The sequence below is a fragment of the Alkaliphilus serpentinus genome (assembly GCF_009017255.1).
Lineage (GTDB): Bacteria > Bacillota > Clostridia > Peptostreptococcales > Natronincolaceae > Alkaliphilus_D > Alkaliphilus_D serpentinus.
The window spans coordinates 19,441-43,941 of sequence record NZ_WBZB01000033.1; the positions used below are offsets into that span (position 1 = coordinate 19,441).

Below are 24,501 nucleotides of genomic sequence, written 5' to 3' on the forward strand. Positions count from 1 at the left end.
AATTTATTACTTCATTTAATAATCGATCTTTACTAGTTCAATGGTATCAGCCAATAGTCTAAAAAAAGTCCAGAAGGATTAGAGACTATGAAAGGAGTCACCTGAAGACATCTAGGTATGTATAAAGCCTACCTCTAAGGATAGGCTTTACTCACTGGTAAATTACTTACTTTATTATTCTATAGGACTATGCTTTAGACTTAACCATTACCTCTTTATCTACCTTTGCTGTCTCTGGAAAGCTTACTACATCATATTTTTCTCTTTTTATAATCATGTACATGCTGGTAAAGGCCATGGCAATCATCAAGAAGAGAATCGGGAATCCAGCTACTGTAGAAATTTGTTTTGTTGCATCGATACCACTGATTTTTCCACCGGCAGACAATAGGTTTATGATTGCTAAGGATGACATTATCACACCCCAGAAAATCTTAACCTGCCCAGGGGCTTCCACATCAGCATTGTTATATGCACTAGTGGATAATGAAGATATCGTAGAAGTCATTGAGTCTGCTAGGGTAACTATGGATACATAAATCACCAGAATGTATATGGCACTGGTTAAGGTTGATAACGGGAAGTTCTTTAAAAAGGCAAATACGGCAACTTCATTTCCTCCGGCTTGCATGGCTTCAAAGATTCCTGCCCCTTGCATTTGAAGATTTACTGCAGCACCTCCAAATACTGAGAACCATATCAATCCAAAGGTGGCAGGTAAAAATAAATTTACCAGCATAAATTGTTTAATTGTTCTACCCTTTGATATTCTAGCGAAGAACATTCCAGATAATGGTGCGTAGGCAATCCATATTGCCCAGTAATAGATTGGCCACCATCTTGGCCAAGGTGAGCCATCAATGGGACTCATATATAGGGTTCTTTCAAAGAAGTTTTGAATAAAATGACCAGTGGATTGAGTACCAAAATTTAATATAAACCTTGTTGGTCCCAATAATAGAATAAATATCATCATTGCAAAGAAGATCTTCGCATTTTTGTCTGAAAGCCATTTAATTCCTCTTTTTAACCCAGTATAACTAGAAATGATATAGGTTAATACAATGGCTGTAACAATTAAAATCCATATGAATTTCCCTGGTTCAATACCCGTTAGAATATTTAATCCACTGGCAATCTGCATGGTTCCAACACCTAAAACGGCTGCTACTCCACCAGCCAATGCAAATAAGCAGATATTATCCACCAAGGCACCACCCCAGCCTTGAATTCTCTTGCCCATTACTGGATACAGCATCGAACTAACTTGGAAGGGTAGCTTTGCATTATATACTGCATATGCAATTCCTACACCACAAATTGCATACATGGCATAGGGTAAATAAGTCCAATGGATAAAGGTTTGGGTCATTGAGAACATGGCTGCCGATTCACTACCTGGAATCAAGCCTAAACCCTCTGGTGGTGCATACATATGAGTTAATGGTTCAACAACACCCCAGAAAAGTATACCAGTTGCTATCCCCGCACACAGGGATATGGCAAACCAATTCCAAAAGCTTAATTCTGGCTCTGCATCCTTACCCCCCAGCTTTATATTTCCATACTTAGAAAAGGCTAGAAATACACACATGAAGAAGAAAAGTACAGAGGAAAGCTGAAATAGCCAACCGAAGTTTTCGAAGGCAAATCCAGCAGTAGAGTTTAAGGCATTGTAGAAGGCCTCTGGTGCTACTATACCTGTAACAATAGCAAAGATGAAGAAAATTGACATTGGAATAAAAATAGACATCCGTAAACTGGCTTTTTCAAATTTTTGCAATTTCTATTACCCCCTTATCTTTTTTATTAGATGTCCCCTATTAGAAAATATCTAAGAATTATAAGAGTAAAAACAGATTATGGCTTGTAGAGTAGATATTCACTAACTTATATCATCTAATTATTAATAGTTTAACAATATAACGTCAATAAAAAGTCCAATTACAATGCTATATTTTTAATTTTTTGAATTTTTTAATTTTTTTTAAGTTTTAAAAAGCTAGGTTTTATACCATTAATGGCCCTAGCTTAATTTTGCAAAGTGCTCTTCAATTTATATAAAAATTCGATTTCATAGCTGTTTAGAGGCTTTAGAGCCTCAATTCCTGCATCACAATAAGCTTCTAAACCTTCATGTAGGATTGATTGAAAAAGAGTCCTTAAGGATTTTTTCTCTCTAATTATAGAGCAGATTTCGGCTTTAATCCTAAATACTAGTCCTATTTCATAGGGGCTTTTAATTTTTTGTGCACAATTATCTGCTTCTAACAAATGCTTAATAGATTCTTCATAACTCTCCTGTATCAGTAATAGTAACGCCAAATAGCCATGGACTGTTGATTTACCCCATAAGACATCCAATTGATTGTAAAAGCCCAGGGCTTTGTTAAGATAAGACGCAGAATCTTCCAAATCGCCCATATCAAATGCAGCAAGCCCCGCATTCCTATAGAATATTGTTAAGCCCCTTAATATATTCTGGCTTTCGCATAGTTCAATGGCCTTCTTATAATAATCAATAGCCTCATCGTATTCCTTATTATATCTTTTACTATCACCAATATAATTATAGGCAGCAGCGATGTTTAGAATATAGTCATTTCTTTCTTTTAGCTCTTCAAAGGTATCTATAGAGCGTTTTAGAATAATCTCTCCCTCTAGATAGGAGCCCTCCATTATTTTCATTAGGCCTTCCAGTCTTAGGAGAATACCAACCTCTTCTTTTTGATTGGTTGAGGTGGCAATCATCATAGCACTATTTATATATTCTGCCATTAAGTTGGTATTTTGTGTATTGATACAATAATATATGAGCTGACGATAGCCATGGATCACTAAGGAGTAATCCTTTAGCTCTAATCCTTTAGTAATAACATAATGAATTAGGTCTAAGCCCCTTTCATAATCTCCATTACATATATAAAACCTACCTAACATGTGATAAAAATTTGCCTCGATTTTGGTTAATTCCTCAGTTTCCTCCATGTCTGCCTTAATGTTCTTTAGGTTTTCTTTAATTTCAGTTAGCCATGTCAAGGCTTGATGGGAGGTTAGAAAAAGCTTCTTATCCCCTTGAAAGCATCCATCCTTTAGAACTGGAAAAACCTCATTATGAAGCTGCAAATAAGTATCTACATTCTTTATGGAATATTTTAATGTATAGATTTTGTTGTTTGCTCTGCTAAAATGATAAATCAGCTTTGAATATAAAGAAAAGTCTCTTTTATCTTTTTTAAGCCTGTTTTCAAGATGTCTAGCAATCTTATCATGGAGGATTTTTTTCCTCGATAAAGACATTTGCTCATAAATAAATTCTCTTAGCTTTTGATGGGTAAAGACAAAATAGGGATTCCCTTTTGAAGAGATTGATTCTTTTAAAATTTTCTTTTGTTGCAATTCTTCAATAAGGTCCATTAGCTCATGTTCTGTTTTGCCACAAAGTTGATGCAATGTATCATAGGGTACCTTATCAAAAAAAACAGAGGCAATATTCAAGAGTTTCTTTCCTTCCTCTGATATATTAATAAATCTGCTTCTTAAAATATCCTCCATTTTTGACGTGATTTTGATGCTATGCTTATCCTCTTGTAGGTTATTCAGAAACTCTATAAGAAAGAAGGGGTTTCCTTCCGTTTCTACATACATTAAATCCTTAATAGCTTGGCTGAAGTCGTGATCAGGCAATAGCTCTAATGCAAATTCTATAACTTCTCTTTGATTAAATCTTGTTAGATAAAGTTTTTCGATAAGATTGCTCCTACCCATTTCTGCAAAGAATTGTGACAGTTTCTCTTCATAACCATCTCTACAAGAAGCTATGAGTAAAACAAATTTATTTTTTTGATTGTATAATAAATTCTTTAACAAAGATAAACTTAACTCATCTATCCATTGTATATCTTCAAAAACCAGAATAAGCTTTCTTCCATCAGCAACCCTTTCTAAAACATCACAAATAGCCCTCTCAGCTACTTGATACTTGAGTATATCAATATGCTCAACAGAATTTGATATAGTAACCTTTAGGCTCGCTGCAAAGGAAGGAAATATATAGCTAATGATGGTACTAAGAATTTCTGGAATTTCTATATTATTTTCTTTTATAAAATTTGAAATTTTAGAAAATATGCCATTCCAGGGCTTTAATAAATATTTTTCTTCCGCTTGATAACAATAGGTGGTGAAGACTTCTATATCATTGTGTTCCACGGTCTTTAATGCTGTTTCTATTAGTTTACTTTTTCCTATACCAGCTTCTCCTATGATGATAAAGGATTTATACTCTGTATTATCTATAAATCTTTTATAGTTTTCGTGAATTTTAAAAAGCTCACTCTTTCTTCCATAAAAAAAATCTTGAGGATCCTTCTTTTCTAAATGATCAAGTTTATTTTTCTCCTTCAAAAGCTTCTCGTATAGCAATGTGGTTTTTGCATCTGGACAAATAGATAATTCCCTGTTCAATACATCAACTAATTTTTGATATACCTCTAGGGCTTGATTATATCTTCCCATAAATCCATAGCTTTTCATCAGATCTCTATAGGCGGTTTCATCAAACTCATCAATTTGTATAAGACTCTTGGCAAGCTTCTCTCCTAATTTATAATCTTTATTCTTTAGACCGTCCTTAATTCCCTTATGTAATTTATTGATATAGATATCCTTATATTTTTCCTTTTGAGAAAACATCCATTCTTCAAATACTTCAGCATCCTTCACATAAAAACCTTCAAGAAATTCACCCTGGTAAACTTCTACTGCACTTTCACTATTACTATTTAATAGAGTATTCACATCTACAAAATAATCCAGAGCAGGGTTAATAGTAATAATGGATCTTTGGGGAGATATTAATACATCCTCATGAAAAAGCTTTTTGATTATGTAAATGGCATTTCTAAGGTTCTTCTTAGCAACAGCCTCGTCAACTTCACTCCATAATAAATGAACAAGCTTATCCCTTGAAGCATGTCCCTTTATTAATAGATAATAGAACAAAGCCTCTGCCTTTTTATAGGGAAAAGCAAGTTTTTTACCATCTATAGTAACTATAGGTGTACCTAATAGCTTTACATTTATGGATTTCAAGCTATCAACCTCCTCAATGGTAACTGCTGATAAATGGATTCACGGGGTATGATTAATTTCTTGTAATACTATTTACATACTTTTGGGGAGAAATATCGAACATCTTCTTAAAGGCTCTACTAAAGTTGGAGTAATCATTAAAGCCACATCTAGCGCTGGCCTCGGTAATATTGTAGCCAGATCTTATTAGCCCTTTAGCCATTATTAGCCTCTTCTGTAGGATGTAATTATGTAAGGTATAGCCTGTTTCTTTTTTAAATTTATGCATCAGGTAATATTTATTTAAGTAGAATAGAGAAGCTATGGTATCAATTGATAAATCTCTCTCAAGATTGCTATTTATATAGCTGATAATGGAGCAAATTCTTTCGTCATAGGTAAAATCTTCTTGAAGAATTTCTTTATCTACCCCTAAATACAGTCGGTTGATATAGATCATAAACTGAGTAAATAGAGAATTACTGAGTAATTGACTGCCAAACTCACTATTCCTTTGAGCTTCTTCAATCTGTGATAATATTTTCCTTAAGATATGAAGTTGAGTAGGGTCTTGCCTTATTAGATTTAGATTCTCTTTTATGGCCAGTTGAAAACAGGTTTCAAGGATGCACTCAGTAGTATTAGATTTTTCAAAAAAGGCTGGACTAACCCAAATAACAATCCGTTCATAGCTTTCACTGGCGTCTATCTGGGGTTTATGGAGTTCGTTGCTATTAACTAATAATACATCCCATGGCTTTAATCTATAGGCTCTACCTTCAATGAGGTAGGTAACCTTTCCGGAAATAAATATGAGTATTTTATAAAAATCATGATAATGAAATTCTAGTTCTAGGTTGATTCGATCCTTTATGTGAAAAAGGGCAAAGTCTTTTTCTAGGTATCCCCGCTTGCTTTTATTATTTACAATTTCTTTGCTCATATGATTCCCCCAATAATTACTTATACTAATGTCTATATAGTCTATAAGTATATTATTATGCTTTTTTTCTAGAATTCCTTTTTCTTAAGGGTATTTTTATGCAATAGAAAACCACCAGCAACACTACTGGCGGTTTTTATCTAGGAAAGTCTGTTCTTAACCTATTTTATTCTGTTATATTCATCTGTATAACCAGTTGAGGAGAAGGTCTCCAGTTCACCAAAGGAAAAGACATCTCCCTCCACCTTAAACTTATAAAAATCCGGCGCATTCTCAGCACCCATGGTTACAACTTTAAGGGTATCTCCATCTATTTCATAATCGAAGGGCAGTTCCATTCCATTCATGTTAAAGGTACCAGTACCATCTTCATTAAAGGTAAATTGAAAGTTTATTTCATTTTTCCAACTACCAACTAGACTAGATTCTCCTACAGGGATATCTCCTTCCTCTTCCGAACTAGTTTCTATAGGTGAATCATTTGTTTCTTTAGCTGATTTGTTGCCATCGCTACAACCCATACACATAACAACCATCACTATCACAATCAAAAATATAAGAAGTTGTGTCTTTTTCATATTTAACCACCTTACCATTCATTCATCTTTTAGTTAAAGTGTAAAGCTACATTAGATTCCCTTAAGACTATTTTGAAAAATATTCATAGGCTCTAGTACAGACAATTACAGCTGCTTCTCGCGTTGCACTACCATCCGGATCGAATTTATTGCTTCCTACACCAGTTACTATACCTGCCTTAGCACAATAATAAACTCCATCCTTTGCCCAAGATTCAATTTTATCATCGTCAGTGAATTTGGTAGCCCCTTCTGTCGAAAAATCTTCTGTTGGGTTTAAAACCTTTAAAGCCCGTAGAAGAATCGTTGCCATTTGCTCCCTAGTAACCAAATCGTTGGGGGCATACTTATTGTTTCCGATACCTGTCACAAGACCCAGATTAGCAGCCTTTAGTATTTCAGGATTATTGGTATCAACAAAGCTGGCATTCCCTACAGCTGCTGTATCTCCAGTATATTTTTCATATAGCTTAACAGCGATTTCCGCAAATTCTTCCCTGGTGATTTTACCAGCCATTTTATCCTTGATTTTTTCTGTAATAAGTCCATATACTGCTGCCTTGTTAAGCTCCTCAACAGCCCAATTAGATGCACCTTGGTAATAAGCTGGTGTTCCTATGGTTAACACATTGGAGTATGGTGAATAGACTATTGTGTCACCTGCATAAATTTCTGAATATCCATACCTCATGCGAAATTCATAGGTATTTGCTTCAATGTTTATCTCATTCATACCTCCAATGTCCTCTGGATATTGATAAAATTCTTCGAAGAGCATTCCTGACGAACCACCGGATTCAACACCCCATTCTTCCCCAGTCTTTCTCATTTGGAATAGGGTTGTTATGGATCCTTCACTATTATTTAGCTTCTTTACACTATCGGGATTCTCAGCAGTAAAGACAAAGTATGGGGCACCATAATCATCTGTCTTTAATTCAACATTTTTTAAGACAGGTGCTTCTATTGAGGTTACCTTCTCATTGAATGCATTTTTTCCATACATTACCGTTTCTGACCATGGAGAAATCAATACGATAGTTTCTTCAGTTTCACTATTAAAATAACTTAGTAGGAATCTAGCCCTGAAATAAAAGGTATTATCCTGCAAATCTGCTACATTATCTATGATAGGATCCAATTCTGTGCCATTAACTATATAAACATCGTTGGCTGAATACATTGCAGAGTCTGCTCCGGCTTCAAAATATGCTCCTTCAGTATCCCATTCAGATGTATATTGCCATGACCCATCTTCATTATATTTATAGTCAAGCTGTACACTTAGGTTACAGCTGTTAAGGCCCAATTTGTCCATCTCTCCATTTTCCACCATATCACCAAATTTTTGTATATTTTCATCGGCAGAAAACCCAATTTCAAACCATTCGATTTCACCATTTTCTGGGTAATATGGGTACACGCCAACTCCGACATTTTCAGGTGCACCAATACTAGTTGGGATATCTGCCATGGTTATAGCTCCTGCATCCACAGGATATAAGGCTAATATCATCAAAACACAAATTAAAGATGCAAAAATCCTTTTTTTCATTTATATCTCCTCCAAATTCCATAAATATTTTCTCTTTTTATACTAATGATTTACATAAATAATTATATCTTTTGAATAGTTTTAGGTTTTTGTAAAATTGCCATTTATTTTACAGAAAATTGCCTTTATGATTCTTCGTTAAATATAAAAATCACCTCAATAATTTCCTTGAGGTGATTGAATAGCATCATTTTATTTTATTCTTTACTTATGATCATATAACTCTTTTTATATCTAGATGGAGGAACACCCCTTTCCCTTTTGAAAACATTAGAAAAATGTCCGACGTTTACAAAGCCATTGAGCCTTGCTACTTCTTCTATTGAATATTTTCCCTGTTGTAACATTTCTTCAGCCTTTTGTAGCCTAATCGAACGTAAATATTCATAGGGAGTCTGGCCAGTTGCTGATTTGAACATACGAATAAAATAATAAGGACTGATGTGTATTTGCTTACAGATATCCTCTAGCTTAATGTTGGCATTGTAATAAGTCATCATATAATCCTTAGCCAAGGTAATATAGCTCCTATGGGATGATGGTGATTTATTAAGAAGGGAGCTATCAACACCACTCTCCCTAAGAATTTGAATCCCCATTTGAATACTGATACTTTGCAGCATTAATTGAGAACTGCTTCTTCGATTATCAAGTTCCCACTCAAAAGCTTCAACAAGTCTTAATATGTTGGGGCTAAATGGGTTGTCTATCCTTAAAAAAGAAGGCTTATCTTTGCCTAGTGCTTCCTTAACAATCTCCTGTAAAAACTCTTTTTTAATGCTCATGGCTATATATTCGCCAGAGGGAGTATCTTTTGTGCATCGAATTACGGTCTCGGGTGTAAATACCAGCATCCTTTTCCTACTAAATTGATATTCCTTCTTACCGATTTTCATGGGTGGTGAAGAAGTATTCAGTAATGTAAAGTGATAATCCTGTAAATAGATATCTGAATTGATTATATAGGTGGTAGGTCTAGAAATACTTATATCTGCAGTATAATGGGTTTCAGTGCTATTATAGATATCCGAGGGAATCTGATTAATAAATTGCTGAAAGCCTTTATTCATATAATGACCTCACTTACATATATTTCTTTACTGGATTATATACAATTTAGGTAAGTATGACTTCTATATAGAATAATTTTCTCCTGCTTACTTAGATTATTTTTCTCCATCCTAAGTAATGATCCCATAAATTCTCCCTGATTCTAGCAAGGCTTTATTCAATATGTATTCCAACCATTTTCATTAAGTACTTAGCATTAGTGGTGCTAGACCTGCCTCTACGAAGCTTATAATCAAAATAAATTTCATTATTGCTATAGTTCTCCGTAAAGTGATAGTTTTGGATATTCAAGTTCTGGTCTAATTCCAAATCACACAACTCAAAATCATGGGTTGAAATCAGGCCAATAATCCAGCTTTTATTTAGATTCTTTAATACACTTCTTGCTCCAATAACTCGATCCTTAGAATTGGTACCACGAAACATTTCGTCTATCAGATAAATCATCGGGATCCTTTTACTTGAATAATCGATAATCATCTTAATTCTTAATAGCTCCCCATAAAAGGTTGACACCCCACTATTCAAATCATCACTGACCCTCATGGAGGTAAATATATCCATAAGGGAGGTTTTAAGCTCTTTAGCATATACTGGCCCTCCTCCATAGGCTAAAACAAGATTAATGCCTATGGTTCGCAGAAAAGTTGTTTTCCCAGACATATTGGAGCCAGTAATAATGGATGAATTATTTCTAATATCTATGCTATTACATACACAATGATCTTTATTAAGCAAAGGGTGACCCATTGCAGCGGCATGAAAGCTTAAGCCTCCTTCATTAAATTTTGGAAAAATCCATTCATCATTTATCTGATGAATTACAGCTAAACTAGCTATGGCTTCAAACTCCCCTATAGTGTCAAATATCCTTCTAATTCCCATTCCATAGGTTTTCTTCCAGCCTTCCAATTCAAATATCCAATAGTAATCCCAAAGGAAAATGATATTTTGGACAAAATGAACAAGGGGACTATACTTTATATCAATATAGCTTGAAATTTTCTCTAATAACTTTATAACCTCTGAAGCATTGGTGTTATTAATTTTTATGCCCTCTTTTAATTGCAATAGATATTCAGACTCTACATCCTCTTCTTCTATTAATAAAAGAAGTTTTCCAAAGGCTTCTAGGCTTCTAACATAATCATGTACTGTATTCAAGATAGGTGATGTCCTTCTATAACCCACAAAAATGATCATAAGGTGGAGTACCATTAGGGTAATTGGAAAAAGGATTGGTATGGGACTTCCCGTAAAGTAAAGTACAAATGAAGTTAGCAGAATTAACGGTGATAGGTAAAAAAGCCTTTTGATCCATTTGTTTGTAAAAAGCCCCCTATTATCCTCTGCATATCTTATAAGGTCCTCTGGGTTATTGGCTACCTCATTAGAAATCAGGCCTTCACACTGGAGATTCTGACAAAATTCCAACTTATCAGCAAGCTCCTTAACGGCCTCCTGCCTTTGCTTAATTGCTTTTATTTCTTTTTGGGGCTTGGTAAAAACCCTTTGTAAATTTTGTCTTCCATAAAAGGTATTTGCTATTGAAGCCCATTGAAACAAGGACTTAGGCCCAAATATGTCTAAATCACTTGTATAGGGATGGGAGGGCTCTACAAAATCCATGCCGCAGTCTTTAAAATTTATCCAATCTCCATTAAGCCTATCTAAATACCTTTTATTGATTTCAACCATCGCCCTGGTTCTTATGAGTTCCTTCTTAGTTTTATAGTGCTTAATAATTAACAGAATAACTAATAACAGAAAAAAAACAAAGGCTAAAAAGGCATTTTTAAAGTTGGTTCTTATGTATAAGCTTATGACTACGAAAGCTCCTATGAGTATAATGGCTAATCGAAAATTAGCGATCTTATCAAAGGCCCTTTTTTTTGATTTTTCTCTTTCCTCATAATCCTGAAGCCTATTATAGAAAAATTCTTTAGTATCCATAACTTCTCCTTCCAGACATCTCAACAAAAGTTGCAAGATCTATATCTCTTCCTTTGTCTAGTATTTCATATGAATCCTATTTTAAGGATACCATTTTTTTCTATAGAAAAAAAGAAAAGCTACTTCTAAAAAGTAGCTTTCCATTACATAAAATTCCTTAGGTTTTCTTGTGCAAATTCCTTAAAGGTTCTTGGTTTTTTGCCTGTTAGATTATAAAAACCATTGGTCACTTCTTTAGCAGTACCCATTCTTGTCATAAAATAAAGAGCAACTGTTACATTAACATAATTTTTGTCTAATCCTCTATTCTTGATATAATAGCTTCGATATTTTAAATAGCCTGGTTTTTTATAGGTTATTTTTCTTCCTGTAACCTCACTAAGGATCTCAGCTACCTGATAATAATCTAAGGCCTCCGGCCCAGTTATGGTATGGGCAGTATTTTTGTACTTTTCAGGATTATTAAGTAATATAGCCGTAGCTAGGCCTATATCTGCAGCATCGATAAAGCTTGTCTTGCTCTTGCCAGCCGGTACAAAAATTTCATTCTTCTCTTTAATCTCCACTGAATGGATTCCCGATAAATTCTGCATGAAAAAACCTGGTCGAATATGGGCATAGGGTATGCTTAGTTTTTCAATATACTTTTCAATTTTGTGATGGGGAGGTATTGTATTGTTTTCAACCCCCATAAGGGATAAAAAAGAAACCAGCTTTATATTATGCTCCTTCATGGCATCAATAAATGGGTATAAATCCTCTGGCTTACCAAGATGAGGAGGTCGCATTAGAAAAACCCGATCTACATCCTTTAGGGCATCTTTAAAAGTATTCCTATCAGTAAAATCAAAGGTAACAGCCTCTACCTCATTACCAAACAATTCTTTTGCCTTATCTGAATGGGGGTCTGCTGCTACTACCTTTTCTCCAAGCTTTAAAAGTTCCTTCACAACAAAGCTACCTACGTTACCCGAAGCGCCAGTTACTAATATCTTCATCATTTAATCTCCTCCTTTAAAATTGCATTGGCTTTTTGTATCAAATTAACTAATTTATCAAAATCACGCCCCCCCATTCTCTCTTCAAGGAGTTCCATAGCCTTGAAATAATCCCTATAGGTTAAATCCAATAGCTCTAGACCTTTATCAGTTATCGATACAGTATAGCTTCTACCATCTGTAGAGGATTGTTTTTTTTCTAAATATCCTCCCCTAATTAATGAGTTGAGCATGGCAGTTACAGAAGGCTTTGTGATATGAAAGAAGCTACTGATCATTAAGGGGGTAACAGCTTCCCGTTCCTTTTGTATGTATATAAGAACTCCCATCTCACTGGACCTTATCGGTAAATCCTTTCTTGTGCTCATCTGTAAACGACAAAACATTGCCATGGCATCTGCACTGGCTACTATATTTTCCTTCATAATCAAACCTCCTTAAATATAGTTAGTTTGTTTAACTAACTATATTTTACTTTATCATTCTTTACTTGTCAACATCAAAAACCTAAAAAAGATCTTGGTTTGCTGTCCCAAGATCTCTTTCTATTTTTCCATTATACCTTTTAGCTCTCAATCATCCATCTTTCAGATGAATCTAGCTATCCTTGAATATCCCTTTTGTTATATCCATTAAAGCCAATAACCATTAGCCCTATTGCTAATATAGTCATAATTGAAACTTTGACAAAATTCATATCGTCGATTGGTATTTGTGGAATGTTTCCAAAGGACGATAGCTTAACCATAAATTCTGGCACTTGCAGCAATTTACCAAAGTATACAACGAAAAAGGAATAACCTAAATACAACCATACGACAATCGTACCTTGAGGCATATATCCAATAAATAAGACTGCCACACCTATCATCACCCATATGGCTGGTAGGTAGACCATGGCAGCATTAAACATGGTACCAAAGGATAGAGGGTCATCCAAAACTGCTGAAGCTGCCGACCACAAACCAACTACTGATAACAGCTGCACTAGAAAGCTAACTACTATCGAAATCACTAAGAAGCTTCCTAATAGCTTGGTTCTAGAAACTGATCTTGCCAGGATATGCTCTATACGATTTCTTTTTTCTTCCCCCCTTAGCTTTAAAATCATCATTAAAGCAGGTATAGTGGTTACCATTGAAATAACCGACATTAATACTGTGATAAATTGGTCAACCAGAGAAAAGCCGACCCCATAGGAAAACATCTCCCTCATCATTTCACTAGAATTGAAAAAGGCTTCAATATCCCCAAAAATGGAACCATAGGATGCGCCTAATATATACATACCAATTAGCCAAGCGATGATACTAACCCTTTGAAGCTTTATTCCTAGTCCAAGGGGGCTCTGCAAAAATCTTGATGCAGTTCTTCTTCCAGGCTTTGCTGGTAAGAACCCTGCTCCCAGGTCTCTAACTGAGTTTAGGTAAAGGGCTAGGACTGTAATTAATAGCCCCGCTCCCAGTGTTAAAAATATTGGCCCCCAATAATTGTTGACATAGGCTTCCGTTCGCAAAATCCATCCAAGGGGTGATAACCACGATAATGCTTCAATACTAACATCACCAATGGCCCTTATTAAGTAAGCAAAGCCCAAAAATCCAAATGAGAATCCAAGGGTCCCTCTGCTGGTGGAAGTAAGTTGAGCCAAAAGGAGTGTAATAGCAGTAAAAAATATACCTGTGGCCCCTAGGGCTGCTCCATATAATAGCGAGCCATTTAAATCCATACTATCAATTCCTAGAGCATATAGTCCAAAGCCAACTATAAGAGCTAAGATGATATTAACACCGAAAAAAACCACAGTGGTTGCATTTAAATTTGCTAATCTACCCACTGGTAAGGATCTAATTACTTCTATACGACCTTCCTCTTCATCTCCCCTAGTATGACGATTAGTAAGTAATATACTCATAATCGCCACAGCAAGGGCAGTGAAAAGGAGCATTTGATTAGCCATTACAGCACCCTGGGTATAATTATCTACACCATATGCCGGTCCTAGCATAGCCACCATAGCTGGGTTTTCCATAGATGCTCCAATGATCTGCCTATCCATAGGGGTAGGATATAGCTCTGAAAAGGCCGGTGGAATAATTATGGTTATGAACACCAAAGCTATAACCCATATTGGAATTCGTACTCGATCTCGTCTTAATATTAGACCAGCATATCTACCTGTGTTGTTAAATAGCGGGTTTGACATTATAAAGCACCTCCAACTCCTTTATAATGGCGCATAAATAAATCCTCCAGGGTAGGGGGCGCACTTTCAAGCTTGACAATTTCAAACTGACTAACATACTTAATAATATTACTTAGTTCTTCTGTATCTACCTGGAAGCTTAGGCCCTGAGGCTTCTCTTCAATATTATGAACTCCCTTCAGCTCCTTTAAAGCTGTGATTGGTTGTTTTGTTCTAATTAATACACTGGTTCTAGTTAGGTGTCGAAGCTGGTCTAGGGTACCCGTTTCAATAATATTTCCCTGACGTATAATACTAACCTTGTCACATAATTTCTCTACCTCAGATAATATGTGACTTGAGAGAAAGATACTTTTTCCAGCCAACTTAGCCTCCATAACACATTCCTGAAATATTCTTTCCATTAAGGGGTCCAGCCCTGAGGTTGGTTCATCTAAAATGTAAAGATCCGCATCTGATGCAAAGGCAGCAATTAATGCAACCTTTTGCCTATTACCCTTTGAATAGGTTCTGCATTTTTTCTTTGGATCCAAGTCAAATCTCTTTATAAGCTCCTCTCTACGACTTTTGTTGTTAGTGCCTCTAAGCTTTACAAATAAATCTATAACCTCTCCTCCTGTAAGGTTTGACCACAGGTTAACATCTCCAGGTACATAGGCTATTTGCTTATGAATTTCTACTGCATCCCTCCAGGCATCCTTACCTAGAATGGTTGCCTTTCCTTCAGTTGCCTTTAAAATTCCCAATAATACCCGAATGGTGGTGGTTTTACCCGCACCATTAGGACCGATAAAACCATATACCTCCCCCTTCTGCACCTCAAGATTAACTTTATCTAGAGCTGTAAACTTTCCAAACTTTTTTGTTAAATTCTCTACTTTCAAAACGGCCATTTTAAAACCCCCTTTATTTATATAAAATTTTCTTCAAGTCATCTAAGTAATCAAAAAACTCCTTCCAGTAGGGATCATAATCAACATCTACAAGGTTTTGACCCTTCAAGCTATTAACAATATCCTTTTCAATACCTTCCATAGTCCAATTAATAAGCTTAAATATTTTGTCTGGTGAAACATCCTCCCTAAATAATGATGTGTCAATATTACTAAATAGCTTTATATGGGTAAGGTTCCGCACTTCAAGCATCTTGCTCTCTAAGTTTTCATCCCATTCAACTCCCCGATTAACATATAGCGCTCCAAAAAAATTAAAGATATGAGGATGCTCTTTCATAGCTCCTAACTTAACCATTGAAGCTTTTTTAATTCTTTCAATATAGTCTCTTTCGCTATTGTCTAGTAGGCTTAGATAATCATTTATTACGGTTTTTGTACCGTAGTCTACCAAGTAGTTAAACAAATCTTTTTTACTTTTAAAGTAGTAGAAAAGCATTCCCTTCCCTATTCCTGCCTTCTTAACTATTTTATTGGTGGAAGCTTTTTCATAACCTTCTTTAGCAAGTTCCTCATAGGCTGCATTTAGTATTCTTTTTTGCTTTTCTGGTTCTAGATTTTCAAACATCTCAGTAATAACAAATCCCTCCTTTATAGCAATAGTCAATTGGACCGCTATGGTCTAATTCAACAATATCATATTTAGACCATAGTGGTCAATAATTAAAATTTCTGAATATTTCTATCATAGAAACATAAATCATTACTCCTGCAGAGAAACCTAACGCTCCAGATAAAAACTTTTTATTTGTTTGTTTTGTATAAAAGGCCAGAGCACTTCCAATTCCTGTTGATAAACCTGCAAACAATGTCAGCCCAAAGGCAAATAATAATCGATTTGTACTTATGTCCATAACTACTCTCCCTTATGGTTTTTTAATTTGCCATCCTAAGATTTAATAATTACCGCACTAATATAGAAGTTAGCCCTGCTTTACCTACTTTTCATCCTACACTAATATCTACCAAGGTCTCCTATAGATTATAACCCTATCGGTTAATATTTAAAAGCTACACTCAGTAAGAGAGTGTAGCTTTTGTATGATCTCTATTTTTCAGAAGAACTGGGAAATAGCTTAGCCAATACCTTAATAAGAAAATAGAAGATTATTAAAATAGAAAATGTAGTTCCCATACCATATAGCATGATATTCAGTCCCATTTGGAAATCAGTCATATTAAAAACCTCCTTGTGAAAGTAGGGCTATGATAACGCTACCAGCAATTATGGATCCAATTTGGCCTGCAACATTGGCACTGGCAGCTTGCATAAGGATGAAGTTATGTGGATCTTCTTCCTTAGCTAGCTTTTGAATAACCCTCGATGACATGGGAAAAGCAGAAATACCGGCTGCCCCAACCATAGGATTATATTTATCCTTTACAAAAAGATTGAGAAATTTTGCAAATAGTACTCCTCCGGCTGTATCAAATATAAAGGCAACAAGGCCCAGAAGCATTATGATACCTGTTTCAAGGGTTATAAAGTTGGCAGCATCCATGGTAGCCCCTATTGTTATTCCTAATAATAGTGTTACAAGATTTGAAAGCTCATTTTGTGCTGCATTGGATAGTCGTTGTAACACTCCAGACTCTCTGATTAGATTTCCAAACATCAGGAGCCCAATCAAGGTAACACTCATAGGTGCAATAATACCTGCTATGATAGTAACTAATATAGGAAATAAGATCCTAACTGTTTTAGATATTTGAAGGGATTTATATTTCATTTTAATCTTTCTTTCCTCTGATGATGTCAAAAGCTTAATCACCTTTGGTTGTATGATTGGTACTAAAGACATATATGAGTAGGCAGCCACCGATATAGCTCCAAATAAGCGGGGCGAAAATCTCGATGCCACAAATATAGAAGTAGGTCCATCGGCAGCACCAATTATTCCAATGGATGCAGCATCCTTTATATCAAAGCCTAGGGCTAGGGCTACCAATAGGGTTGCAAAAATACCAAACTGGGCTGCTGCACCAAAGAACAACATAGAAGGCATACTTAAAAGAGGCCCAAAATCCATCATGGCACCAATTGCAATGAAGATAAGAGCTGGAAAAAGCTCTGTCATAATACCTGCTTCCTTTAATAAACCTAAGACTCCATCAGCACTGGCTATCCCTGGAACCCCAGGTATAACAGGAATATTTGTTAGTATTGCTCCAAAGCCAATGGGAAGAAGGAGCATAGGCTCGTAGTCCTTTTTAATTGCAAGATAAATTAATATTCCGCCAATAATATACATCCCAACCTGCTGAATATTCAGGTTATAAACTCCAGCTAATAAATGATTGAACATGGGTTTCCTCCTTTGAAAGTGAAATCTTTATACTTTTATAGCTATTTCCATGGGCTAGTAGCTTTATTATCCGACAAGCTCAACATGAAATATCCACAATAGAACTTGAAGGAATAGATTTTTTCTATGAAAGAAACAAAAAAGACCTTTATTTAGGCTATAGCCTAAATAAAGGTCTTGCTTTTCCATAGGAATAATTAGCCGAGTAAATTTACATTTACCGTGATGACGACTAATTCGACAGTTAACTGCCAGCTACTCCCCTTTATTATTCATATTCATTATATGTTGAGCTCATGAAAATTACAATAACAATTTCCTAAAACTTTAAATATTTATCATAGATTTTATTCACCTTGGGTGGTTACCTGTGAGAGGCTATAGCTGGAACCCTCTACTCCTCCGCTAATAACAAGAATAGAAAACGAATAGAAAACTTATTTTATTAAAAACTTATTGGCTAATGTGTTTAATATTACAAAGGCCTCTCCATTTGTAAGGTATTGGTTTGGTCTAAAGGTACCATCTCCATATCCTTGAATAAGACCTTCGACATAAGCTATTGAAAGCTTACTTTTATCAAAGGCTTCGTTGTAATCCTTTAGGGCCTTTGAGGTTTTAGCAAGCTCTTCTTGGGAGGCATCCCTCCCTATAACAAAATTCTTTATGTGTAGAAGCTTAACCATCCCGGCAACAGCTTCTCCCCTTCTTATACATCCATCATCGGAAAGGCCAAGGGTGTAACCTGTTGCCACTTCATCATTTATATCAAAGCCTAAAGTTGTAAGAAGCAATGCATTCCAATTCTTTAAGCTGATGGGGTCATTTAAGCTTTCATAGGATTCCGCCATCCTATCAATTAAATCCAACTCTTCAGTAGTAAGCTCTACTGTATTTACATAGGATTTTATATGATGAAACCCCCAATGGTCTTGGTTGCTTCTTAAATCTTCCCTATTATTATTTATTCCCTCTGGATGTCTATATTTCTTGATAACACGATTAAGCATCGATACAGCCTCAGCATTTGTCAACTCTTCCCTTGGCCTAAATTGGGTAATTGTTCGAGAGTCCAACAAACCTTCGATATAGGCCATTTGTACTAAGGATAACTGCATATCACTGATTTCTTTAAGATCAACTAATACTTCAGTGGCCTTTGCTTCTTCCCATCCGATGCTTCCATCAAGATATTCCAAAGTTAAAAGCTTTACTAAGCCGCCAACAGCAGCTTCCCTTGTAATGGTATTTCCTTTAGCCAGATTATAGATGTACATATCCATCAGCTGAGGGTTTTTTTGTGTATCGAGCTCTAATGTCGTTTTTACCAGTATAGCCCAATTATAGGTTGCAATAGCCTCATCTAATTTCCCTTCATCAAAAACTGAATCCTTAATAATCTCTGCTTCCTCTTTTGTAAGGATCTTACTATAGGTTGTAAAAAAGTTCTTAAATTCAACAAGCTCATCAGTCACCCAATGGTCTGCTTCAACGGCATAAGTGAAGGCTATATTAGTAAAAACAAGAATACTGCACAGTAAGTATAGGATTTTTCTTCTCATATAATCATCTCCATTTAAGTTTATAACTTGAAGTTATAACATGATCACCCTTCAACTAAAAAATCTCCATCATCACCCCAAATCTCCATCATTTCATCGATGTCATCAAGGTTAAGTAGTCTTAGCTTTAGTCTTACGGTTTCTAGTACAACCATCCTCTATCCCTGCCCTTCTTTATACGATTATTTTAAGTGCTCCGAAGCTTTTTCAAAGGGATTTTCTAATCATTCAAGGCTACCCACTGCTCCATAATCTCCTCAAGCTCTTTACTTAATTCATCTCGTCTGCTATATAGACTACTTAGCTCCTCATACTGGTTTTGACATTCCGCCATGGCTAAATCAATTTCTTTAATTTCCTTTTCTAAAGCTTCAATCCGCCCTTCTGCTTTAACCCTTTTTGATTCCCGCTGTTTCTCTTCATCAATAGTCCTTGTCCTTTTGGTTTTTTCCTTTTTTTCTACAGGCTCTTGTTGGGTCTCTACAGACTGCTGATCCTTTAGATTTTTATAATAATCGTAATTTCCAGGATAGCTTTTAAAACCATAGTCTTCAATAGCGATCAGCCTTTGGCATACCTTATTAATAAAGTATCGATCATGGGAGATGAAGAATATCGTACCTTCAAATTCCTCAAGGGCCTCCTCAAAGGTTTCTATAGAATCAATATCTAGATGGTTGGTGGGTTCATCCAATATCAATAAGTTCACATCCTGATATAATAACTGAGCCAACTTCAGTCTAATCCTCTCCCCACCAGATAAATTCCTTACCTTTTTAAAAACACTGCTTCCATAAAACATGAATTTTGATAGGTACTCTCTAGCCTTTCCCTCTAGAATGAAGATATCCTCCCTAAAGGCTTCCAAAACCGTTAGCTCTTCATCAAGAAAGGTCAGTTTTTGTGGTAAATATGCCACCATCACATTGGCTCCTAGCTCTACCTTCCCTAAATCGGGTTTTTCTTCACCCAATAGCATCCTTAAAAAGGTGGTTTTTCCACTGCCATTGGGTCCAACCAATGCTACCCTTTCACCAAAGTTAATCATTAGGTCTGCATCCCTAAATAACTCCTTATCTTCAAAGCTTTTTGACACCTCTATGGCCTTTATGGTTTCCTTTCCCGATCTTTGGGCAGCCTTCAAATTCAGCTTCATATTCTGCTTCTCAAAAATTGGCTTATCGATTCTTTCCATTTTATCTAGCTTCTTTTGTATACTGGCAGCCCTCTTAAAAAACTTGTTATTGTCGGCTCTTTGGGCCCAATCCCTTAAGTCCTTCACAGCCTTTTCCATAGCATTTATTTGCTTCTGCTGCTCTCTAAAGTCTTCATATTGAATAAGCATCTCTTCTTCTTTTTGATTAACATAGGCCGAATAGTTTCCCTTATAGGTTTTACTCTCCATATCTTCTATTTCGATAATCTTTGTAACTACATTATCTAAAAAATATCGATCATGGGAAACGATGATGACTATGCCCTTGTATGTATTAAGGTAGTCCTCCAGCCACTCAATGGAATCCATATCAAGATGATTGGTTGGCTCATCTAGAAGCAAGATATCTGGGTTGTCTATCAAAAGCTTTCCTAATACTACCGTGGTTTTTTCTCCACCGCTTAACAGGGCGAAATCCTTTTCCAAAAAGCTTTCATCAAATTTTAGACCCTTACACACCTTACTTAATTTTTCCTCTATTTCATAACCACCCTTTACCTCAAAGAGTTGCAAGAGCTGGCTGTACTGTTTTAAGGCTTTTTCCAACAAAGCCCCTTGTAGGTTTTTCATACTATTTTCTAAATTCCTCATTTGCTTTTCTATTTCATAAGCCTCTTCAAAGGCTAAATTTAAAATATCTAGCACCTTCAACCCCTCTGGATAATCAGGTATTTGATCCAGGTAGGCTGTGGTAGCTTCTCTAGGCATGGAAATATAACCATCATCATAGCCTTTGCTCCAAGAGCCTGGGTAACAATTTAAGGTTTCTATACCGGCTATTAATTTAAGAATGGTGCTCTTTCCGCTTCCATTTACACCAACTATCCCTACCTTTTCTCCAGCATACACTTGAAAAGTTATATTTTTAAGAACAAGGGTTGTATCCATATATTTTTGCACATTATTAAATGATAACTCAAACATTTTATCTTCCTTTCTATTATGATCTTATCATGGGGCCAGATAGAAAGAGCTTGCATACTATTTAAAATAAAAAAACCATAAGAAGAAAAGATCCTCTTACAGTCTAAAAATTGTATAAAAATATAATTTACTAAAATTGTAGGAGGGATAAAACCAACATCCATAATCTGGCGTCTCCTATAGTAAGCTATACATTTTAAGTAATTATAATCTATTTTAGAAAAGTAAGTCCTTCTAAATGCCACATTTCATAAAGAGTACAACAACAAAACCTAATAAAGCTAGGTCAATTATCACTCGATATCAAATACATATTAATTTAGATTTAAATTAATATTAGCATATAGCTGGCGTCATGGCTTACTTTCCCCTTTCAGAATTTTCCTTTATTATATCACCTTAAGGAATATCTGTAAACAAATAGAGGCAAAGTTGGCTGACAACCCTTCTTTAAGATTATTATTTTACTACATTCGAAATAGCTTGTTACTTGCAGAAACTAATTCATCTAAATACTATTTATAATAGGAATCTACTAAATATACCTATTATTTAATTCTTAGCTTTATTCAAAAACTCCGGGTTAGTTCTACAATTTCATCCACTGGAAATTATAGTCTTAAACCCTATCCAAGTGCAGTTCTTAAGTTTAGAACTATGGAATTATACAGTGTAATATTCAACAAATAGCAAATACTAAAACAAAACAGAAGTTTATTAAAATCAAAGATAAGGGTGATCTAAAAATGGAATTCTTTGAAACAACCTATGATTATTTTTTAAAGACGGTTTTTGGCATTGCCAATCCCATTAAAAAATCCATAATTAAGACCCAATGTAAGGTTCATAAATTTATAAACATCCAAGCCTTAAAGATCATTAGAAATGATGGTTATGCTGATGAATACAACTTCTTTAGTAGTTACATTTTAGATATTAATGAAGGAGCCGTATGGGCTGATCAAGATTTTAAAAGCTCCAACCATTTTTATAACCCTTATAAAAAGAAGGGCCTCTATGGTAGAAGAAGTGCTATGGAGCTGGGGGTAGATTATTATTATCAATCTATAAGCCTGTGGCGAAAGGGAGAGTTTAATAAATCTTTGTTTTTCTTAGGGGCAGCCCTCCATATTATCCACGATATGACCATCCCTCAGCATGCCAACATCCGGTTATTGGATAGCCATCGTCAATATGAGACCTTTGTTAAACGTACCTATCAAACGATAAATGATTTTCGGGTAGAGAAAGGGTCTTATCTGTTAGATACCATAGATGACTACATTCGGTTTAATGCAAGAATTGCTTTGAAAATTCATAAACGCTTTAAAGATGTTGTAGATGATGAGCTCCGTTATTACCGAGTGACTAAGTGTACCCTCCCATTGGCCAAAAAGACTACAGCAGGGGCAATGATTATGTTTTACAGAGACATAATTAAATCATCTATTTATACCAATCGCAATTTCCATTAAGGCAAAAGATATACCCATTTCCACCCTGTAATTAATTCCCAGGGGCCTCTTTACTAGTTGAACAGAACTCATTGAATTAAACAAGGAGTGTATAAGTACACTCCTTCTCTGTGAAACAAAAATCCTTTCATCAGATCTATCTTTCCTATCTATATTGCGCTTATATATGGTCAGCTTCATTATTTTTACTATGGTTTAAGGACATTATCAGCATAACTATTGCAAGGGGTAAAATGACATAATTGGCTATTGCTCCTGGTGGTGTATGGCTATATATAGGGGTTTTAACACTGCCTATATACATTCTTCCCAGAGTTTCTAATAACAACAGTATGTACATCAAAGGTATGAGGTTTTTGTATCTAAATGCTACAAGCAGCTGTATTATGGCATATAAAACCTGAGATAAACCCCATAGGCCAAAGGCAAAAATAATGTTTTCCATACCAGAGGATAAATCTAGGCTTGCAATACTACCTGCTCCTCCATCCGATGCAAATAAATGAATACAGCTTCTAATAAAGCTGATTAGACTTAATAATACAAATATCCAGCAAGGGATTTTCATGCCTTTATAATCATTGCTGGCAGCTTTAGGGAATATTTTGCCTAAAATATCTTTCATCTTCATCTCTCCTATAATATTAAAAATCTCATAAGAATATTATAGCAGAAAGGTAATAACAAATTAAGCTATCAACAGATGCATCTCTACTATTATCTTTAAGGCCTTATTTTAAAAATTTTTAAAGATTATTTTTACTAAAATATTGGACTATGCTTTCTCCAATAAGCCTTGCAATTTCCTTTTGATGATCATCTTCTAATAATAATTTTCTATCATAATCATTGGAAATATATCCCGTTTCTACTATTACCCCTGGTGCTTTAGTGTTGCGAAGAATATAATAGTTTCCCGGGACAGCTTTCTCTGAATTTTTTATTCCCAACTCCTTATATGATGAAAGGTTGTTCAAATTAGTTTGAAGGTATTCAGCTAAAGCCTTACTATTGTCGCTACTCCCATGGTAAAAAACCAGTGGTCCAAGCTTATTTTGATTTCTGATATAATTCACATGGATGCTAATGAATATATCGGCATTGCTTTCATTAATGATTTTAACCCTTGCATTGAGATCTTCACGATGCCGACTACCATTTCTGATATGATCATCTAAGGAATCATCAATTTCCCGGGTCATAATTGCGATTGCTCCTCTATTGATTAATTCCTCCTTTAGCTTGATGCTAATGGCTAGGTTTATATCCTTTTCTAAAATAATATCACCATAATGGGTGCCTCCATCTATTCCCCCATGTCCTGCATCTATAGCGATTATTTTTCCAAATAGGGTTTCATTCTGGATTTTCATTACTTTAAGGGTAATGGAATGTGTAAATAGGGCCATGGCAGTAATTATAAGGATTATCCCAATAATCAGAAGAGCTTTTCTGCTAATAAGAAGTAATATAGTAGGTCTTTTCATTTAACCACCTCAATTATCATATTATCTAAGTAAATTGATAATAAATCCTATGCTATTGTTATATTTATGCTGTGGAAACTACTATAGAACTACTAGTAAAACATTGAGATTCTAACATAAACAGAACAAAAGAATTTCATGCGTTAATTTTCTATGGTTAAAATGCTTTTGTTTTCCAGAGAACCCATGCGTTCTCTAGGA

At 35.3% G+C, this 24,501-nt stretch carries 19 protein-coding genes and 1 pseudogene; 1 reads left to right on the forward strand and 19 read right to left on the reverse strand.

Going from position 1 to position 24,501, the window contains the following annotated elements; all coding sequences use genetic code 11:
* Positions 1–187 precede the first annotated feature (187 nt).
* The 17 genes and pseudogenes from F8153_RS09395 to abc-f all read right to left on the reverse strand — a co-directional run bounded on the left by F8153_RS09395 (position 188) and on the right by abc-f (position 21,338).
* Entirely contained in the window at positions 188–1,783 is a 1,596-nt protein-coding gene (locus F8153_RS09395; protein ID WP_207707717.1) for a BCCT family transporter, read from the reverse strand.
* Between the two features lie 248 nt (positions 1,784–2,031).
* Positions 2,032–5,094, reverse strand: coding sequence for an AAA family ATPase (locus tag F8153_RS09400; RefSeq protein ID WP_151866106.1), 3,063 nt, complete (start codon positions 5,092–5,094; stop codon positions 2,032–2,034).
* Positions 5,095–5,146: 52 nt separating this feature from the next.
* The gene (locus tag F8153_RS09405; RefSeq protein ID WP_151866107.1) at positions 5,147–6,016 is read right to left on the reverse strand and encodes an AraC family transcriptional regulator; all 870 of its coding nucleotides are present in this window, start codon (positions 6,014–6,016) and stop codon (positions 5,147–5,149) included.
* A gap of 161 nt (positions 6,017–6,177) precedes the next feature.
* Positions 6,178–6,594: a DUF5640 domain-containing protein gene (locus tag F8153_RS09410; protein WP_151866108.1), complete on the reverse strand. Its 417-nt coding sequence runs from the start codon at positions 6,592–6,594 to the stop codon at positions 6,178–6,180.
* 67 nt (positions 6,595–6,661) lie between these two features.
* On the reverse strand, positions 6,662–8,149 hold the full coding sequence (locus F8153_RS09415; protein ID WP_151866109.1) for an S-layer homology domain-containing protein: 1,488 nt from the start codon (positions 8,147–8,149) through the stop codon (positions 6,662–6,664).
* Positions 8,150–8,346: 197 nt separating this feature from the next.
* Complete coding sequence (locus tag F8153_RS09420) at positions 8,347–9,219, reverse strand: helix-turn-helix transcriptional regulator (RefSeq protein ID WP_151866110.1); 873 nt, start codon at positions 9,217–9,219, stop codon at positions 8,347–8,349.
* A gap of 154 nt (positions 9,220–9,373) precedes the next feature.
* Positions 9,374–11,173, reverse strand: coding sequence for a MutS family DNA mismatch repair protein (locus F8153_RS09425; RefSeq protein WP_151866111.1), 1,800 nt, complete (start codon positions 11,171–11,173; stop codon positions 9,374–9,376).
* Positions 11,174–11,316: 143 nt separating this feature from the next.
* Positions 11,317–12,174, reverse strand: coding sequence for an SDR family oxidoreductase (locus F8153_RS09430; RefSeq protein ID WP_151866112.1), 858 nt, complete (start codon positions 12,172–12,174; stop codon positions 11,317–11,319).
* Entirely contained in the window at positions 12,171–12,596 is a 426-nt protein-coding gene (locus F8153_RS09435; protein WP_151866113.1) for a MarR family winged helix-turn-helix transcriptional regulator, read from the reverse strand. The genes F8153_RS09430 and F8153_RS09435 overlap by 4 nt, the downstream gene beginning before the upstream one ends.
* A gap of 176 nt (positions 12,597–12,772) precedes the next feature.
* A complete protein-coding gene (locus tag F8153_RS09440; protein WP_151866114.1) occupies positions 12,773–14,377 on the reverse strand; it encodes an ABC transporter permease in 1,605 nt (534 codons plus the stop codon).
* Positions 14,377–15,270, reverse strand: a complete 894-nt coding sequence (locus tag F8153_RS09445) for an ABC transporter ATP-binding protein (RefSeq protein ID WP_151866115.1) — start codon at positions 15,268–15,270, stop codon at positions 14,377–14,379. The genes F8153_RS09440 and F8153_RS09445 overlap by 1 nt, the downstream gene beginning before the upstream one ends.
* 13 nt (positions 15,271–15,283) lie before the next feature.
* Complete coding sequence (locus F8153_RS09450; RefSeq protein ID WP_151866124.1) at positions 15,284–15,898, reverse strand: TetR/AcrR family transcriptional regulator; 615 nt, start codon at positions 15,896–15,898, stop codon at positions 15,284–15,286.
* A gap of 106 nt (positions 15,899–16,004) precedes the next feature.
* Positions 16,005–16,184 (reverse strand): annotated as a pseudogene (locus F8153_RS09455) (zinc transporter ZupT); the annotation flags it as partial.
* A 194-nt stretch (positions 16,185–16,378) separates the two neighbouring features.
* Positions 16,379–16,507, reverse strand: coding sequence for an OadG family protein (locus F8153_RS09460; RefSeq protein ID WP_192929759.1), 129 nt, complete (start codon positions 16,505–16,507; stop codon positions 16,379–16,381).
* 1 nt (position 16,508) lies between these two features.
* The gene (locus tag F8153_RS09465; RefSeq protein ID WP_151866116.1) at positions 16,509–17,636 is read right to left on the reverse strand and encodes a sodium ion-translocating decarboxylase subunit beta; all 1,128 of its coding nucleotides are present in this window, start codon (positions 17,634–17,636) and stop codon (positions 16,509–16,511) included.
* 437 nt (positions 17,637–18,073) lie between these two features.
* Positions 18,074–19,198, reverse strand: coding sequence for an S-layer homology domain-containing protein (locus tag F8153_RS09470; protein ID WP_151866117.1), 1,125 nt, complete (start codon positions 19,196–19,198; stop codon positions 18,074–18,076).
* A 220-nt stretch (positions 19,199–19,418) separates the two neighbouring features.
* Positions 19,419–21,338 (reverse strand): ribosomal protection-like ABC-F family protein, encoded by a 1,920-nt coding sequence (abc-f, locus tag F8153_RS09475; protein ID WP_151866118.1) that lies wholly within the window; start codon positions 21,336–21,338, stop codon positions 19,419–19,421.
* 746 nt (positions 21,339–22,084) lie between these two features.
* Here abc-f and F8153_RS09480 point away from each other — a divergent pair.
* Positions 22,085–22,813: a zinc dependent phospholipase C family protein gene (locus F8153_RS09480; protein ID WP_151866119.1), complete on the forward strand. Its 729-nt coding sequence runs from the start codon at positions 22,085–22,087 to the stop codon at positions 22,811–22,813.
* 160 nt (positions 22,814–22,973) lie between these two features.
* On the opposite strand, the gene F8153_RS09485 is transcribed toward F8153_RS09480, so the two are convergent.
* Positions 22,974–23,438, reverse strand: coding sequence for a hypothetical protein (locus F8153_RS09485; protein ID WP_151866120.1), 465 nt, complete (start codon positions 23,436–23,438; stop codon positions 22,974–22,976).
* A 121-nt stretch (positions 23,439–23,559) separates the two neighbouring features.
* Entirely contained in the window at positions 23,560–24,300 is a 741-nt protein-coding gene (locus tag F8153_RS09490; protein WP_151866121.1) for an N-acetylmuramoyl-L-alanine amidase, read from the reverse strand.
* Between the last annotated feature and the right edge of the window lie 201 nt (positions 24,301–24,501).

Excerpts from the sequence above, each read along its gene's own strand:
- F8153_RS09405 (WP_151866107.1), bottom strand. The coding sequence starts at position 6,016 with ATGAGCAAAGAAATTGTAAATAATAAAAGCAAGCGGGGATACCTAGAA.
- F8153_RS09410 (WP_151866108.1), bottom strand. The coding sequence starts at position 6,594 with ATGAAAAAGACACAACTTCTTATATTTTTGATTGTGATAGTGATGGTT.
- F8153_RS09415 (WP_151866109.1), bottom strand. The coding sequence starts at position 8,149 with ATGAAAAAAAGGATTTTTGCATCTTTAATTTGTGTTTTGATGATATTA.
- F8153_RS09420 (WP_151866110.1), bottom strand. The coding sequence starts at position 9,219 with ATGAATAAAGGCTTTCAGCAATTTATTAATCAGATTCCCTCGGATATC.
- F8153_RS09425 (WP_151866111.1), bottom strand. The coding sequence starts at position 11,173 with ATGGATACTAAAGAATTTTTCTATAATAGGCTTCAGGATTATGAGGAA.
- F8153_RS09430 (WP_151866112.1), bottom strand. The coding sequence starts at position 12,174 with ATGATGAAGATATTAGTAACTGGCGCTTCGGGTAACGTAGGTAGCTTT.
- F8153_RS09435 (WP_151866113.1), bottom strand. The coding sequence starts at position 12,596 with ATGAAGGAAAATATAGTAGCCAGTGCAGATGCCATGGCAATGTTTTGT.
- F8153_RS09440 (WP_151866114.1), bottom strand. The coding sequence starts at position 14,377 with ATGTCAAACCCGCTATTTAACAACACAGGTAGATATGCTGGTCTAATA.
- F8153_RS09445 (WP_151866115.1), bottom strand. The coding sequence starts at position 15,270 with ATGGCCGTTTTGAAAGTAGAGAATTTAACAAAAAAGTTTGGAAAGTTT.
- F8153_RS09450 (WP_151866124.1), bottom strand. The coding sequence starts at position 15,898 with ATGTTTGAAAATCTAGAACCAGAAAAGCAAAAAAGAATACTAAATGCA.
- F8153_RS09460 (WP_192929759.1), bottom strand. The coding sequence starts at position 16,507 with ATGACTGATTTCCAAATGGGACTGAATATCATGCTATATGGTATGGGA.
- F8153_RS09465 (WP_151866116.1), bottom strand. The coding sequence starts at position 17,636 with ATGTTCAATCATTTATTAGCTGGAGTTTATAACCTGAATATTCAGCAG.
- F8153_RS09470 (WP_151866117.1), bottom strand. The coding sequence starts at position 19,198 with ATGAGAAGAAAAATCCTATACTTACTGTGCAGTATTCTTGTTTTTACT.
- abc-f (WP_151866118.1), bottom strand. The coding sequence starts at position 21,338 with ATGTTTGAGTTATCATTTAATAATGTGCAAAAATATATGGATACAACC.
- F8153_RS09480 (WP_151866119.1), top strand. The coding sequence starts at position 22,085 with ATGGAATTCTTTGAAACAACCTATGATTATTTTTTAAAGACGGTTTTT.
- F8153_RS09485 (WP_151866120.1), bottom strand. The coding sequence starts at position 23,438 with ATGAAAGATATTTTAGGCAAAATATTCCCTAAAGCTGCCAGCAATGAT.
- F8153_RS09490 (WP_151866121.1), bottom strand. The coding sequence starts at position 24,300 with ATGAAAAGACCTACTATATTACTTCTTATTAGCAGAAAAGCTCTTCTG.